A 14,820-nucleotide genomic window follows, 5' to 3' on the forward strand; every position below is an offset into this window, starting at 1 on the left:
GCGACGATCCGCATCGACTGGCTGACGGAGATCACCGGCAGGCCGGTCTGCTTGGCCGCCCGCTCGGCGGTGCGGTGGCGGGTTCCGGACTCGCTGGTCTCGATCGCGGCATCGGGCAACAGCTGGACCGCTGCTCGCAGGATCCTGGTCGCCTTGCTGTCGAGGACGATGGCGCCATCCATCTTCGCCAGCTCGCGCAGCCTGGTCGAGGAGAACTCGACGTCCAGCTCGAAGCCGCCGGTGCAGATCTCCTCGACGACGTCGTCGTACCCCAGCACGATCAGCGCACCGGTGCGGCCGCGCAGGATGCGTTCGAGGCCGTCCCGCAGCTCGGTTCCTGGCGCGACCCAGCCGAGGATCTCGCGCAACGACGGCGTGGACAAACTCGGTACTCCCCGCACATTGGTGGACCTGGACTGCTGGGAAGTCTAGGCGGGCATCCGCGCGGATCCCTCCCACTCGAGGATGACTTCGGGTCAGAAGTTGACCTTCTCCCAGGGAAGCGCGCGCAACTCATCCATCTTGCCAGCGAGCCAGAGCCCGATCGTTCGCGCGACGTCGTCAGGGCTACCCACGTCCATGGCGAAGTGCCGATCGGCTGACCCTGCGCGCAGCTCGACCACGTAGGTGTCCGCGCTTCGCGCGCTCTGCATGTAGAGCTGGTCGCCGACCTCGACGATGAGGTGGTCGTTGACCCGCATCCTGTGCGCCAGGACCGTGACCATGGCAGCGCTGACGAGGGGATAGTTGCGATCGGACGACGACTCGACGAGCGCAGTCGCGGCCTGTCGGGGGTCGATCACCATCATGTTCTGCGGGTCGTACACGCCGAAACCGGCGTCGATCGCTGCCTCGATCACCGCGTCGCGGGCACGTTGCACCTGCGAGAACGGTGCCGGGACGTGCACCACGTCGCCCTCCGCCTGCAGCGGGTGGATCGACAGGAAGGAGAGCTCGTCGTCGGGGGAGTTGCGCGCGGTGATCGCCGCAGCGATCCCCGCTGCCACGGCGTCGGGTGCCTTCCCGACCTGAGCGTCCACGTGCGCTTCGACGCTTGCGTGGTCGGTGCACGCGTCCGCAGGGACCACGTAGAGGTCATAACTCATGGGGACAGGATGCCAGTCCTGTCAGACGTCGAGAGCAGGCGTCAGGGTCTCGAGGCCCCGAGCGCAGCCTCGACGGCGGAGCGCAGGTCGGGTGCTTGCGTCACCGACATCCCGGCGGCTGGGCCGCCGATGAGGTCCGAGCCTGCCGGGACGATCGCGTAGGTGAAGCCCAGGCGGCGTGCCTCGGCGAGCCGCCGAGCCGTGCCGACCACCGGTCGCAGCTCGCCGGCGAGTCCGATCTCTCCGACCGCGACGAGACCGTTGCCGAGCGGCTCGTCACGGCGCGAGCTGACGACGGCGAGCGCGATCGCGAGGTCGACCGCAGGTTCCTGCGCACGTGAGCCGCCGACCGTGGAGACGTAGGTGTCGTGACCGCTGGCGTCGAGGCCGAGGCGGGCCGACAGCACCGCGAGCGCCATCGCCACGCGGGAGGAGTCCATCCCGTGGGTGGCGCGGCGAGGCTGCGGCGCGGACGTCTTCGCGAGCAGCGCCTGCACCTCGATCGGCATCGGGCGGCGGCCATCGAGAGTGACAGTCACGCAGCTGCCGGCGACCGGCTCCCGGCCGCCGGACAGGAACAGGCCGGAGGGGTCCGGGAGGCCGTGGATGCCGCGCTCGTCGAGCGAGAAGCAGCCCACCTCGTCGACCGAGCCGAACCGGTTCTTCACCGCCCGCACCATCCGCAGCTGTGCGTGCTTGTCGCCCTCGAACTGGCACACGACGTCGACCAGGTGCTCGAGCACGCGCGGGCCGGCGATCGCGCCATCCTTGGTCACGTGGCCCACCAGCACGACCGGCAGAGCGGTTCGCTTGGCCACCGAGATCAGCGCGGACGCGACCTCCCGCACCTGGGAGACGCCGCCGGCGGAGCCGTCGACCTGCGCCGAGGCGATCGTCTGCACCGAGTCGACCACGAGCAGGTCCGGCTGCTGTGCCTCGATGTGCCCCAGCACCTGTCCCAGATCGGTCTCCGCCGCGAGTAGCAGCCCTGGCCGGAGGGCGTCGATCCGTTCAGCCCGCAGCCTGACCTGGGCCGCGCTCTCCTCGCCGGTGACGTACAAGACCTTCGCTCCGCCGTCGGCGGCTCGGGCGGCGACATCGAGAAGCAGGGTCGACTTGCCCACGCCGGGTTCGCCGGCGAGAAGCACGACCGCACCCGGCACGATGCCGCCGCCGAGGACGCGGTCGAACTCGCCCACGCCGGTGGGGCGGTACGCGGCCGCCTGGGCATCGACGTCGGCGATCGCCTGGGCAGCGGCACCGGGCCGCGTGGCGGCCGTGCGCGGGCCGGTGGGCTCGGCCCCGGCCTCCACCAGCGTGCCCCACGCCTGGCACTCCCCGCACCGCCCCACCCACTTCGTGGCGGTCCAGCCGCACTCGGAGCAGACGAACCCGGGTTTCGCGGTCTTCGCGGCGGTCTTGGCACTCACCCCGCGAACCTACCCGCCACCCCCGACACCCCGGCTTTCAACGCTGATCCGGCGCGGGCAGGGTTTCAACGCTGATCCGGCGCACACGGCAGTTCCGGCGGCCTGCCCGAACAGCGTTGAGAGTGTTGCGATGCCGGAACAGCGTTGAAAGTGGGCGGGTGAGGTTACTCGGCGAGCCAGGCGGCGAAGGCGTCGAAGGAGTAGGGGCGGCCGAGGAAGTCGGCGACGAGGTCAGCGGCGTCCTTCTGGCCGCCGGGCGCGAGCACGAGGTCGCGGTAGCGGCTGGCTACGTCGGGGTCGAACATGTTCTCGCGGTCGAACGCGGAGAACATGTCCTTGGCGATCACGAGCGACCACATGTACGTGTAGTAGCCGGAGGAGTAGCCGTCGAGGTGCCCGAACGAGGCGCACATGTGGGTGCCGTCGATGAACGGGAACAGCGAGTACGCGTTCTGCAGCTCCTTGGTGCGCGCGGTGATGTCGGGCGTCTGCTCGGCGTGCAGGTAGTAGGAGAGCGCGGCGTAGAACATCTGCGTGCGGGCGCCCGAGCCCTTGTCGAACTCCTCGGCGGTCCGCATGCGTGCCACCAGGTCCGCGGGGATCGGCTCGCCTGCGGCATTGGTCGCGAACGACTGCAGCACGTCGACGTCCCACGCCCACTCCTCGAGCAGCTGGCTCGGCGCCTCCACGAAGTCCCACTCGGTGGCCACGCCCGAGAATCGGGCGTACCGGCCGCGCCCCGCAAGCACGTGGTGCACGAGGTGACCGAACTCGTGGAACAGGGTCACGACGTCGTCGTGCTCGATCAGTCCCGTGCCCACGTTGCAGCCCAGCACGCCCTCGGCGAGCTGGCGCCCCGCGATCCCAGGCTGCAGGTCGAACTGCGCGGCGTGCTTGTACTTGCCTTCGCGCGGGTGCAGGTCGAGGTAGATCCGGCCGATCCGCTCCCCGGTCTCGACCAGGTGCACGTCGTAGGAGTCGACGTCCTCGTGCCACAGCACGGCGTCGGTCGCGGGCCGGTACTCCACACCCAGCAGTCGCCCGGTGACGGCCAGCAGCCCGTCGCGCACGCGCGCGAAGTCGAAGTAGGTGCGCACCTGCTGCGCGTCCACGTCGAACTGCTCCTTGCGGATCTTCTCCGTGTAGTAGGCGGCGTCGGCGCGGTCGATGACCTCGGCGCCCGGCCGGTCCGCTCGCAGCCGCTCCAGCAGCGCCGCGACCTCGCGCTGCCCGCTCTCGAGCGAGGCCGCCGCGATCTGGTCGATGAACTCGGCGACGGCGGCGCCCGAGCCGATCATCTTGACCTCGGTGTCGTAGTCGGGCCAGTCGGCATAGCCCACGAGCGCGGCGTACTCGCGGCGCAGGGCGAGCAGCTCCTGCAGCACGGTGTCGTTGGCCGGCCACGCCCGCGAGAGGTAGGTCATCGACAGCCGGCGGCGGCTCTCGGCATCATCCGCGAACATCATGAACGGGACGTAGTCGGGGTAATCGGTCGTGATCTCGGCAAGCCCGTCCTCGCCGGCGGGGTGGGCGTCGATCCAGTCCTGCGGCAGGCCGGCGAAGCGGTCCGGCGTGACCCGGATCGATCGCACGTCCTCCCGGATGTTCTTGCCGAACTCCTGGCTGAGCTGGACCATCCGTTCGGAGATCTCGGTGAGGCGGGTGCGGGTGGTGTCGTCGCCGTCCACACCGGAGCGCCTGAAGTCGCGTAGCACGCGGGTGAGCAGTCGTGCGGCCAGCGGGTCCGTGGCCGCGAGCGCGTCGGCGTCGAGCGCGTCGAACACCTCGAACAGGTCGCGGTCCAGCGAGAGCTCGGTGCGGAGCCGCTCGACCTCCTGCACGGCATCGTCGCCGCGGGATCGGGCTGCCTCGTCCGGGTGCAGCTCGGACAACGTGTGCGCCGGGGCCGCCAGGTTGGTGAGCGTCAGCTCGAGATCGTTCCAGCGGTCCACGGCCTCGGCCGGATCGGTGGGCCGGTCGGCCTTGAGGGCGGCGATCTGCTCGCGCGCCTGCGCGAGCAGTGTGGTGGTGCGCTCAGCGAGCCAATCGGCCGTGGCCTCGGGCTCGGGCAGGGACAGCGGGGCGGGTCCAGATGTCACGTCGGTCACGTCGGCAGCCTATGCGTGACTACCCTTGCTCGCGTGACCGCGCCCGATCCCGTCGACCCGCCCGAGCAGGGCGGGCGTCGCTCTCGCCGCGCTCGTGAGGGGTCCGACGGCGCAGCGACCGCAGGTCTGTCCCCTCGCCGTCGGCTGGTGCTGATCGCAGTCGCGGTCGCGGTGCTCGTGGCGGTGGCGGTGACGCTGCTGCTGACGCAGCAACGGGACCAGGCGGAACCTGGCAGCATCGAGACGATCACCGTGGTGCTCCCGCCGCCCACGCCCGAGGAGGACCCGATCGAGCGGGACACCTCCACGGCGCTGCTCGAGGCGCTGCCGGGCTCCGTGCTCCAGTACGCGGTCAGCGAGCAGAGCGAGGCGGAGACCATGCTCGAGCTCGACGCTCTCGAGGGCTGGCGGCTGACCTACTCGGGCGGCGCGGACGAGATCGTGCTCCAGGTCGGGCAGTGGCCCACGGCCGAGGAAGCCACCGACGCGGCGACCGCGCTGCTGGGCGAGGTGCCGGAGGAAGCCATGACGGAGCGCGGCGACGTGGCGGTCGCTGACGAGGTCGTGGGAACCATGACCACGATCGTCGACGCGCCCGATGCCACCACCGAGCGGACGATCTGGACCAACAGCACCGTGGTGTTCGTCGTCGAGGGTCCACGCGACGCGACACGCCCCTTCTACGACGCGTACCCGTTCTGAGCAGGAGGACCCGTTGACCGAGCAGCCACGCGTCGCCCTCGTGGGCACCGGAGTCATGGGTGAGGCCGTGCTCGGCTCGCTCGTCGCGGCGGTCGGTGCCGCGCGGGTCACGGTCACTGACGGTCGCCCCGAGCACGGTCGCGCCGTCGCCGAGCGGCACGGGGTGGCGTGGGCCGACGACAACGCCTCCGCCGCCGGCGGTGCCGACGTGGTGGTGCTCGCGGTCAAGCCCAAGGACGTCGCAGCCGTGTGCGCCGACCTCGCCGAGGCTCTCGGGGAGGGTCGCCTCGTGGTCAGCGTCGCCGCGGGGATGACGACGGCGTATCTCGCCGAGCGTCTGCCCGCCGGCACCCGGGTGGTGAGGGTGATGCCGAACACGCCCGCCACGATCGGGCGCGGTATCGCGGCGCTGAGCGGCGGCGGTGCGTCCGTCCCTGCGGACCTGGACCTTGTGGGTGGGCTGCTCGCAGGCACCGGGGAGACCGTGCAGGTGCCGGAGTCGCAGCAGGACGTGGTGACCGCGGTGTCCGGCTCAGGGCCCGCCTACGTGTTCTATCTGATCGAGGCGATGCGCGACGCAGGCGTGGCCGGTGGCCTCGACGCCGAGCTCGCGCTCCAGCTCGCCCGGCACACCGTGGCCGGTGCCGCCGAGCTCGCGCTGGCCTCCGACGACGACCCCACGGTGCTCCGGGAACGCGTCACCTCACCCGGCGGCACGACGCTCGCCGCGATCACCGAGCTGGATCGGCTCGAGGTGCGGGACGCCGTCGGCAGTGCGGTGCGGAAGGCCTGGGAGCGAGCAGCCGAGCTCGGCGCGTCCTGACCCCCACCCCAGCTTTCAACGACATTTCTACCCCCTGGGCAGGAGGGGGCAGGAATGCCCCCGGACGCCGGGGGTAGAAATGTCGTTGAAAGCTGGGTTCAGGGACGACTGGCGAACTTCTCCAAGGCGGCGGTGTCGCCGGAGAGGATGAGGGTGTCCTCGGCGTCGATGCGGGTCTCCTGGTTGGCGTACTCGAACGGCTTCCCGGGTGCCTTCACGCCCACGACCATGATCCCGTAGCGCGAACGCAGGTGCAGGTCGCCCACCGTGTACCCCCACGTCTCCTTCGGCGGCCGCATCTTGACGATCGTGAAGCCGTCCTCGAGCTCGATGAAGTCGAGCATGCGGCCCGAGACCAGGTGCGCCACGCGGGTGCCGGCGTCCCACTCCGGGTACACCACGTGGTGCGCGCCGATCCGCTGCAGGATCCGACCGTGCTCGGCGGAGATCGCCTTCGCCCAGATCAGCGGCGTGCCGAGGTCCACCAGGTTGCCCGTGATCAGCACACTCGCCTCGATCGAGGTGCCCACGCCCACCACGGCGACCGGGAAGTCCCTCGCGCCGACCTGGATCAGCGCTTCCGGGTTGGAGGCGTCGGCCTCGACGAGCGGCAGCCGATCCGACCACTGCTGGATCAGCTCGGCATCCTTCTCCACACCGAGGACGTCGCGGCCGAGCTTGTCGAGCGTCAGCGCGATCGCGGCACCGAAACGCCCGAGTCCGATCACGAGCACGCCGGAGTCGGCGCTCGGCGCGGGGCCGGGCGGGGTGTTGCCGCGGGGGCGGTCGTCAGCCAATGATCGGCCTTTCCTCAGGCAGTCGGATCACGCGGCGCCGGTTGCGCAGCGCGAGCGCGGCCGCGAGCGTCATTGTGCCCGTGCGGCCGGCGAACATCAGGGCGATCAGCACGTACTTGGCCGAGTCGGGCAGCGTCGGCGTGATGCCGGTGCTCAGGCCGCACGTGGCGAACGCGGAGATCACCTCGAACAGGATGACGTCGAGGTGGAGGTCGGTGAGCACCAGCAGCGCGAGGGCCGCGAGGCCCACGAAGGTCGCCCCGATGAAGGCGACGGCGATCGCCAGACGCACCACTCCGGCGTCGACCCGGCGGCCGAAGGCCTCGATGTCGCGGTCGCCTCGGGCCTCGGCCACGATCGCGAGGAGCATGACGGCGAAGGTGGTCACCTTGATCCCGCCGCCCGTGGACGCCGAGCCGCCGCCGATGAACATCAGCGCGTCCTGCATGAACCAGGTGGCCTCGCTCATGTCCGCGATGTCCACGGTGGAGAATCCCGACGAACGCGGCGTCATACCTGCCGTCATCGCGGCCAGCAGCCGGCCGTGGAACGGGAGGCCGCCGAACGTCGCGCTGTTGTTCCACTCGAACGCGCCGATCAGGACCGCGCCGAGTACCCAGAGCCCGAGGCTCGTGGCGATCGTGAGCTTCGCGTGCAGCGACCACCGGCGCGGGTTCCGCCAGTGCCCGGCGACCGACATGATCACGGGGAACCCGACGGCACCCACGAACGTGCCCACGATGATCGGCAGGCACATCCACCAGTCCGAGACGTACTGCTGCAGACCGCCGTCGAGGATCATGATGCCGGCGTTGTTGAACACCGACACCGCCATGAACCAGCCCTGCCACAGCGCCTCGCCCAGCCCCAGCCCCTCGGCCAGGAACCTCGGTACGAAGATCAGCGACAGGCCGAGCGTCAGCGTGAGGTTGGTCGCGATGACTGCGCGCACGAGCGAGCCGACCTCGCCGAGACGTGTCAGCTTGGTCTCCGCGGCGGCCAGCAGCTTGGTGGTCAGGCCCATCCGGCGGGAGACGGCGAGCCCGAGGATCGAGGCGAGCGTCATCACGCCGAGCCCGCCGACCACCATCCCGAACATGATCACCACGTGGCCGAACTCCGACCAGTACGAGGCCACGTCGGTGGTGACCAGGCCCGTGACGCACACCGCCGACGTCGCCATGAACAACGACTCGACGAACGGCGCGCGTTCACCCGAGGCGGTGGCGATCGGCAACGACAGCAGCGCGGTCTCGATCGCGATGACGCCGAGGAAGACGAGCAGCGTCAGTCGGGCGGGGGAGCGGCGGGCGACGGCGTCGATCGTGTCCCGCACGGCCGAGACGAACGCCGGTAGCTCACGCGCCACCTCGTCCCCTCTCTCGCCTGACTCACAGCGCCCGGATCTGCCGGGTGCGGGCCTCACTCTGCCACTCGCCGGTGCCACGGCGCAGGAGGCTGGGCTCGCGGGTAGCGTGGGCGGCATGTCGGCAGACGAACGCGCGGCGCTGCTGTGGACCCCGGAGCTCCTCGGCTACGACTTCGGCCCCGGCCACCCCATGTCGCCGCTGCGGCTGCGGCTCACGATCGAGCTGATCGAGGCGTTCGGGCTGCTGGAGGCGGTGGCCGTGTGCGCTCCCGAGCCGGCCGATGACGAACTGCTGCGGCTCGTCCACGAGCAGGAGTACATCGATCACGTCCGCGCCGAGGACGCCGGCGGGCCACCGTATGCGTGGGGGATCGGCGGCACCGACAACCCGGTGTTCACTGACATGCACGAGGCGAGCGCACGGATCGTGGGTGGCACGGTCGAGGCGGTGCGCTCGGTGTGGCGCGGGGAGCGGAAGCGGGCTGTCAACCCGGCGGGCGGGATGCACCACGCGATGGCGCGGGCGGCGGCCGGGTTCTGCATCTACAACGACGTGGCGGTCGGGATCGCCGACGCCCTCGCCGAGGGTGCCGAGCGGGTGCTGTACGTGGACGTGGACGCCCACCACGGCGATGGTGTGGAGCGCGCCTTCTGGGACGACGAGCGGGTGCTCACGGTCTCGATCCACCAGAGCGGTCAGAGCCTGTTTCCCGGGACCGGCTACCCGCAGGACATCGGGGGGCCATCCGCGCGCGGCTCTGCGGTGAACGTGCCGCTGCCACCCCGAACCTCGGACGCGGCGTGGTTGCGGGTGATCGAGGCGATCGTCGAGCCGTTGGCGCAGGAGTGGCGGCCGCAGCTGATCGTCAGCCAGCACGGCGCCGACGCCCACGGGCGCGACCCGATCACCGACCTCGACATCTCCATCGACGCCCAGCGAGCCGCGGCCCTGATGATCGAGGGCCTCGCCGAGCGCTACGCCGACGGTCGTTGGGTGGCCACCGGTGGCGGCGGCTACGACCTCGTCAGCACGGTCCCGCGGGCGTGGACCCACCTGGTCGCCGTGGTGGCGGGACGCCCGATCGACCCCGAGGACGCGACCCCGCCCGCCTGGCGTGCGCTCGTCCAACGCCTGCTCGGCCGCGATGGTCCGGCTTCCATGACCGAGGGCCGGCCCGGCACCTTCCGGTCCTGGGAACAGGGGTACGACCCTGACGATCCGGTGGACCGAGCCATCCTCGCGACCCGGCGTGCGGTGTTCCCTGAGCACGGCATCGATCCGCTCGTCCGGTAAGGTCGTCGGCAGGCGAGATCAGCGCCGAACGCCAAGACGGTGGGCCGTTGGCTACCCGTTCGGCGGCCGTAGGCCCTAGAGTTCTGGTCACGTCGGGGACAGCACGAGGCACGCGGACGCGTGCCGTGGGAGGGAGTGGACGCATGGCAGAGCCGAGCGCGCCGCGGTTCCTCACCGTCGCCGAGGTCGCCCAGCTGGCTCGGGTCTCCCGCATGACGGTGTACCGGATGGTGCACGCCGGCGATCTGCCGGCCATCCGCGTGGGCAAGTCCTTCCGCGTCCCGGAGGCTGCCGTGCAGGAGTTGCTCTCCGAGGGACTGCCGCTGCCGGAGTCTTCGGCGCAGGCTCGCTGAACACACCGGGAATCCCCAGGTAGACTGGGCCGCTGGTGGGCGGGCGTCTCGTCTGCGTCCGCCGTCCTAGTCATCTATGTCAGTGAGGTCCCCATGGGTTCCGTCATCAAGAAGCGCCGCAAGCGCATGGCGAAGAAGAAGCACCGCAAGCTGCTGCGCAAGACGCGTCACCAGCGTCGCAACAAGAAGTAGCCGCACGCACGGGGCTCCGCCCCCGTGTCCCCCGCTGAGGCCGGGCCCGTTCGGGTCCGGCCTTTCGCATGCGCTTCGGGTGGTCGGGGGACGCGGTGTCCCCTCCCGCAGCGGTCCGGGCTCGCGGTGAGTCTGGTCCCACGGATCCGCGCCGCCGGTGAGTCCGGTCCCACGGAGGCCTGTCAGGTGGGACCTGAGTCACCGCTCGCGTGCGGGAGGCCGCGATCGCGCTTGTTCGTGCGCGACGGATCGTGGACAGGTTCGCCGGGCTGTGTTCGCCCGCCATTCTCACCCCGCCAGCGCGTGGTCGCGATGGGTGACCATGCCCTTGGTCGTTGCACCGTTCTGGTTTCGCCGTGCTGAGGTGACCGCAGTTCTCGCTTGGTTTGCGGTGAATCCGATCATGACGCCGGAGTCCGCTGCCCAGGACTCCTTTGCGAGGCGGGCCATGCTGGGTGAGGAGCTGTGGCTCGCTGACCTTGCTCGCGACCATTCGATGAGACCGCTCAACGCGATCGGATCAGTCCTGCTCGGTGCCACCATCGTCGCGGCATGGCGCCGACGGAAGGTACCGACGGTTGCCGGAACTGCCGCCTCGATGGCCCTGACTCTGTACGGATGGCGCCGCCACGCGGCGATCTACGACTCCGAGCAGACGTGCGATGCGGGAACGTAGCTCGTGCAGGTTCGCAGTGTCGTGGACCAGCGACTCAACATGGGTTTAGGATTCTGCATATGCGTTCAGACCGCGTTGCGGACCTCTCGACCCGGGCGCGGGTGCGGGAGGCAGCGATCGCGCTGTTCGGTCGCGAAGGCTTCGGTGTCCCGCTTCGGACGATCGCCTCCGATGCCGGTATCACAGCGGGCCGGATCGTCCAGCTGTTCGACTCCAAGGACGGGCTGCAGCGCGCGTGCGATGAGCATGTGTTCGGCATGATCCGGGAGGGCAAGCGGGAATCGATGAGGCCTGGCTCTGGGACGAGTGTGTTCCTGGGGATGCTCGCCGATCTTGATGACCGGGTGCCATACATGGCCTACGCGGCGCGTAGCGTGCAGGCTGGCGGGCAGCATGCCCGCGAGTTCATCGATCACGTCGTCGACGACGCCGTGGCGTATGTCACCGAGTACGTTGCCGGCGGCGCGGTGCTGCCCAGCCGGGACGAGCGGGCACGGGTTCGCTATCTGGTGGAGTCCTCGCTCGGTCACCTGGCGTTGCGCTTGTCGCTGGATGCTCCGCGCAGCTCCGAGGAGCTGGCCGATTCGTTTCGCCGCTACGTCGGGGACGTGACGTTGCCGGCCCTGGAGCTGTACACCCAGGGCTTTCTGACTGATCGCCGGATGCTGGACGCCTATCTGTTGTACGTCGGGGATCCGCCGGGCCAGGACCAGGCCGAATCGGCCTGAGACCGCCGGAATCGCTTGACACCACTCGTACAGAAGGAATCACCCATGCCTGCATCAACCCAGGGCACCGCCGTGCCCGCGATCGACATCCACGACCTGCGCAAGAGCTACGGTTCGGCCACCGCTCTCGACGGCCTCGACCTGGTGGTCGAGCCGGGTGAGGTGCACGGCTTCCTCGGCCCCAACGGTGCCGGGAAGTCGACCACAATCCGCATCCTGCTCGGCCTGCTGCGTTCCGACGGCGGCACCGCCAGGGTCCTCGGTGCCGACCCGTGGGGCGACGCCGTCGGCCTGCACCGCCGGTTGGCCTACGTGCCCGGCGACGTCGAACTGTGGCCCAACCTCACCGGCGGCCAGGCGATCGACCTGCTGTCGCGGCTGCGCGGTGGTACTGACGTGAGCCGCCGGGACGAGCTGTGCCAGCGGTTCGATCTGGACCCGACCAAGAAGGGCCGCACCTACTCCAAGGGCAACCGGCAGAAGGTCGCGCTGATCGCCGCGTTGGCCAGCGATGTCGAGCTGCTACTGCTGGACGAGCCGACCGCCGGGCTGGACCCGCTCATGGAAGCGGTGTTCCAGGCGTGCATCCGTGAGGCCAAGGACGCCGGCCGCACGGTTCTGCTCTCCAGTCACATCCTGGCCCAGGTGGAGGTACTCGCCGACAAGATCTCGATCATCCGGCAGGGCCGGGTCGTCGAGACCGGCTCGCTGACCGAACTACGCCACCTGACCCGCACCTCCTTCACGATCGTCACCGACAGGCCGACCGACCGCCTCGCCGCCCTGCCCGGCGTGCACGACCTGCACGCGGATACCGGGCAGGTCAGGTTCGACGTCGACGGCGCCCACGTTGCCGCCGTCGTCCGCGAGCTCGGTTGCCTCGAGGTGCACTCGGTCGTCGCGCACCCGCCGACGCTGGAGCAGTTGCTGCTGCGCCACTACGGCGACGAGCTCGCCCGCCACAGCGGCGAGGCAGCCTGATGAGCACAGCCACCGCAACCCCCAGCACCACCTCGTCCACGGCCGGCGACCGTGGCAGTGCCCTGACCGGAACCGGGACGCTGCTGTGGTTCATGCTGCGCCGCGACCGCATCAGGTTCTGGGCCTGGAGCCTGGGCATTCCGGCGTTCATGGGCTATTTCGTGGTCGCGCTGCAGCAGGTCTACGCCACTCCCGAGGACGTCCAAGCGGTCGCTCCGCTGTTCCAGGGGCCGATGGGTGCCCTGTTCGGCGGTCCGGGGTATGGCATGGACGACCCCGGCCTGGAGCACTTGCTCGCCGGCCTGTACGGGGTGTACATCATCCTCGGGGCAGCCTTGATGAGCCTGCTGACCGTGGTTCGTCACACCCGTGCCGAGGAGCACTCTGGTCGCTCGGAACTGGTACGCGCCAGCGTCGTCGGCCGGCACGCCCAGCTGACCGCAGCATTGATCCTGACGGCGGCGATGAATGTCGTGGTGGTGGTCCTGATCGGCGCCCTGATGAGCGGGCAGGGATTCGACGCCGCCGGGTCGTGGCTGTTCGCGGTGTCGGCTGGCGCGGTCGGGATGTCCTTTGCGGGTGTCGCTGCGACCACGGCGCAGCTCACGGAGTACCCACGCGCGGCCTCCAGTGCAGCCGGCGCCGTCCTCGGTACCTCGTTCGCGCTACGAGCGTTGGGCGATATGACCTCCGAGCACGGCAACGTGCTGTCATGGCTGTCGCCGATCGGGTGGGCGCAGCAGACTGCCCCGTACACGCTGAACCGCTGGTGGCCGCTGGCGATCTCCGCGGCCTTCGCGGCCGGCACGATGGCGTTGGGCTACGTGCTCTCGACCCGGCGCGATCTTGCCGCCGGGTTGGTGCCGCCGCGGCCGGGACCGGCGCGTGCAGAGCCTTGGCTGGGCAGCCCACTGGCGCTCGCCTGGCGGCTGCAGCGGGCCCAAGTGATCGGCTGGAGCATCGCCCTGGCCGTGTTCGGCGCTGCATACGGGGCCTTCACCGGCCCCGCGCTGGACATCTTCGACGACGCGCCCGCCGAGCTGGTCGCCGTGATGGGCGGGGGCGAGGAGATCGCCAACGGGTTCCTCAACGTGCTCGCACTGACGTTCGGCCTGACCATCGCGGTGTTCGTGGTGCTGGCCGTGCAGGGTTTCCGTGGCGAGGAGTTGTCCGGGCGAGCCGAGCCCGTGCTCGCCACCGCGGTCAGTCGGCAGCGCTGGCTCGGCTGCCAGCTCATGGTCACGGCGCTGGCAGCGCTCTGGCTGCTGGTGATCGCCGCATTGGCGACCGGCGTCGCGGCTGCCGTCAGCGTCGGCGACGCCGGCACTGCCGGCGACGTACTGCTCGCTGGCGTGGTGTTCGCGGCGCCGGTCTGGTTGGTGCTCGCCCTCGCAGCGCTGCTCTACGCCACGGTGCCTCGCGCGCTGCCGGCAATCTGGCTGCTGGTCGTCTACGGACTCATCGCCGGGTTCTTCGGCCCCCTGATGGACCTGCCCGACGCGGCCGGTTGGCTTTCGCCGTTCGAGCACATCGGCAGCTACCCCGTGGACCCGGTCTCCTGGGTCGGCACCCTGGTACTGACTCTCGCGGCCACCGCCGCGACGGCGGTAGCGCTGGTCGCCTTCCGACAGCGAGACATCCTCGGAACCGGGTAGCCCGGCGCGGTGAACTACGCCTCGGCAGCATGTTCGCCCCCGACCTCGCCTTTGTGGGCTCATCGGCGCGCAAACCGTGTGGGATGCGGCTCGGGACTCCGCAACCAGGACCGCCGTCGACGACGCCGCGTCTGGATCCGGCCACCACCGCACGAACCGGCAAGCCGAGATATCGAGAAGACTGGTTCGCCGCGCACTCGTGTGACGTGGTGTCTGGCGCCCGTCCGCTCCTGTTATCGTTGGCCACTGGCGTGCCGGGAAGTCTGGTCGGCGTAGACCTTGACGACTCCGGATTGAGGGGCCGCCTCATGCTGCTGGTTGAATGCTGACGCCTGACTGTCTTGACGACGTGGGCGTGCGATGAGCGTCCTGCCAGTGGTCGCTGGCACCTGGATACTCGTGGCGCTGGTACCGGTGTTCACGCGTGCCCTTGGCCGCCGGGCGGGTTGGCTGATCGCCGCGGGGATGGTGGTGGCGGCCGGCGGTTTGACGATCTCGTGGTCGTCGGACGCACGGACTGCGGTTCTGCCCTGGATTCCGGAGATCGGCGTAGCACTGCGGCTGCGGCTTGACGGGTTGTCGTTCGTGCTGGCACTCGTGGCGCTC

Annotated in this window: 16 protein-coding genes; 10 read left to right on the plus strand and 6 right to left on the minus strand. The window is 70.1% G+C overall.

Translation table 11 applies throughout. The features are described from left to right. From disA to ACOJSN_RS15465, 4 genes are all read right to left on the minus strand, one after another. Positions 1-383 (minus strand): DNA integrity scanning diadenylate cyclase DisA (gene disA, locus ACOJSN_RS15450; protein WP_420113383.1); only part of this gene is annotated, 383 nt, incomplete at its 3' end. A 93-nt stretch (positions 384-476) separates the two neighbouring features. After that, complete coding sequence (locus ACOJSN_RS15455) at positions 477-1,106, minus strand: hypothetical protein (protein WP_420113384.1); 630 nt, start codon at positions 1,104-1,106, stop codon at positions 477-479. A 41-nt stretch (positions 1,107-1,147) separates the two neighbouring features. Beyond that, on the minus strand, positions 1,148-2,536 hold the full coding sequence (radA, locus tag ACOJSN_RS15460) for a DNA repair protein RadA (RefSeq protein WP_420113385.1): 1,389 nt from the start codon (positions 2,534-2,536) through the stop codon (positions 1,148-1,150). Between the two features lie 164 nt (positions 2,537-2,700). Then, on the minus strand, positions 2,701-4,644 hold the full coding sequence (locus tag ACOJSN_RS15465) for a M3 family metallopeptidase (protein WP_420113386.1): 1,944 nt from the start codon (positions 4,642-4,644) through the stop codon (positions 2,701-2,703). A gap of 33 nt (positions 4,645-4,677) precedes the next feature. Here ACOJSN_RS15465 and ACOJSN_RS15470 point away from each other — a divergent pair, with 33 nt between their 5' ends. After that, positions 4,678-5,346 (plus strand): hypothetical protein, encoded by a 669-nt coding sequence (locus ACOJSN_RS15470; RefSeq protein ID WP_420113387.1) that lies wholly within the window; start codon positions 4,678-4,680, stop codon positions 5,344-5,346. A 13-nt stretch (positions 5,347-5,359) separates the two neighbouring features. Further along, positions 5,360-6,169 (plus strand): pyrroline-5-carboxylate reductase, encoded by an 810-nt coding sequence (gene proC, locus ACOJSN_RS15475; protein ID WP_420113388.1) that lies wholly within the window; start codon positions 5,360-5,362, stop codon positions 6,167-6,169. A 98-nt stretch (positions 6,170-6,267) separates the two neighbouring features. Here proC and ACOJSN_RS15480 read toward each other — a convergent pair whose 3' ends face one another. Both ACOJSN_RS15480 and ACOJSN_RS15485 read right to left on the minus strand, forming a co-directional pair. Further along, a complete protein-coding gene (locus tag ACOJSN_RS15480) occupies positions 6,268-6,966 on the minus strand; it encodes a potassium channel family protein (protein WP_420113389.1) in 699 nt (232 codons plus the stop codon). After that, positions 6,959-8,335 (minus strand): TrkH family potassium uptake protein, encoded by a 1,377-nt coding sequence (locus ACOJSN_RS15485; protein WP_420113390.1) that lies wholly within the window; start codon positions 8,333-8,335, stop codon positions 6,959-6,961. The genes ACOJSN_RS15480 and ACOJSN_RS15485 overlap by 8 nt, the downstream gene beginning before the upstream one ends. Before the next feature lie 115 nt (positions 8,336-8,450). On the opposite strand from ACOJSN_RS15485, the gene ACOJSN_RS15490 reads away from it, so the two are divergent. The 8 genes from ACOJSN_RS15490 to ACOJSN_RS15525 form a co-directional block, all read left to right on the plus strand. Continuing rightward, positions 8,451-9,629, plus strand: a complete 1,179-nt coding sequence (locus tag ACOJSN_RS15490) for an acetoin utilization protein AcuC (protein WP_420113391.1) — start codon at positions 8,451-8,453, stop codon at positions 9,627-9,629. Between the two features lie 143 nt (positions 9,630-9,772). Continuing rightward, complete coding sequence (locus tag ACOJSN_RS15495) at positions 9,773-9,982, plus strand: helix-turn-helix domain-containing protein (RefSeq protein ID WP_420113392.1); 210 nt, start codon at positions 9,773-9,775, stop codon at positions 9,980-9,982. A gap of 93 nt (positions 9,983-10,075) precedes the next feature. Continuing rightward, on the plus strand, positions 10,076-10,174 hold the full coding sequence (locus ACOJSN_RS15500; RefSeq protein WP_003792170.1) for a 30S ribosomal protein bS22: 99 nt from the start codon (positions 10,076-10,078) through the stop codon (positions 10,172-10,174). Positions 10,175-10,445: 271 nt separating this feature from the next. Further along, complete coding sequence (locus ACOJSN_RS15505) at positions 10,446-10,850, plus strand: DUF6653 family protein (protein ID WP_420113393.1); 405 nt, start codon at positions 10,446-10,448, stop codon at positions 10,848-10,850. Between the two features lie 101 nt (positions 10,851-10,951). Further along, on the plus strand, positions 10,952-11,578 hold the full coding sequence (locus ACOJSN_RS15510) for a TetR family transcriptional regulator (protein WP_420113394.1): 627 nt from the start codon (positions 10,952-10,954) through the stop codon (positions 11,576-11,578). Between the two features lie 45 nt (positions 11,579-11,623). Continuing rightward, entirely contained in the window at positions 11,624-12,559 is a 936-nt protein-coding gene (locus ACOJSN_RS15515; RefSeq protein ID WP_420113395.1) for an ATP-binding cassette domain-containing protein, read from the plus strand. Next, positions 12,559-14,214 (plus strand): ABC transporter permease, encoded by a 1,656-nt coding sequence (locus ACOJSN_RS15520; RefSeq protein WP_420113396.1) that lies wholly within the window; start codon positions 12,559-12,561, stop codon positions 14,212-14,214. The genes ACOJSN_RS15515 and ACOJSN_RS15520 overlap by 1 nt, the downstream gene beginning before the upstream one ends. A 360-nt stretch (positions 14,215-14,574) precedes the next feature. After that, positions 14,575-14,820: hypothetical protein (locus ACOJSN_RS15525; RefSeq protein ID WP_420113397.1), on the plus strand; the 246-nt coding region annotated here is incomplete at its 3' end.

Origin of the sequence: Pseudactinotalea sp. (assembly GCF_048594945.1) — a bacterium.
Taxonomy (GTDB): domain Bacteria; phylum Actinomycetota; class Actinomycetes; order Actinomycetales; family Beutenbergiaceae; genus Pseudactinotalea.

What these genes read in the sequence shown, in the direction of transcription:
- ACOJSN_RS15455 (WP_420113384.1), bottom strand. Translation starts at nt 1,106, where the DNA reads ATGAGTTATGACCTCTACGTGGTCCCTGCGGACGCGTGCACCGACCAC.
- ACOJSN_RS15490 (WP_420113391.1), top strand. Translation starts at nt 8,451, where the DNA reads ATGTCGGCAGACGAACGCGCGGCGCTGCTGTGGACCCCGGAGCTCCTC.
- ACOJSN_RS15495 (WP_420113392.1), top strand. Translation starts at nt 9,773, where the DNA reads ATGGCAGAGCCGAGCGCGCCGCGGTTCCTCACCGTCGCCGAGGTCGCC.
- ACOJSN_RS15500 (WP_003792170.1), top strand. Translation starts at nt 10,076, where the DNA reads ATGGGTTCCGTCATCAAGAAGCGCCGCAAGCGCATGGCGAAGAAGAAG.
- ACOJSN_RS15515 (WP_420113395.1), top strand. Translation starts at nt 11,624, where the DNA reads ATGCCTGCATCAACCCAGGGCACCGCCGTGCCCGCGATCGACATCCAC.
- ACOJSN_RS15520 (WP_420113396.1), top strand. Translation starts at nt 12,559, where the DNA reads ATGAGCACAGCCACCGCAACCCCCAGCACCACCTCGTCCACGGCCGGC.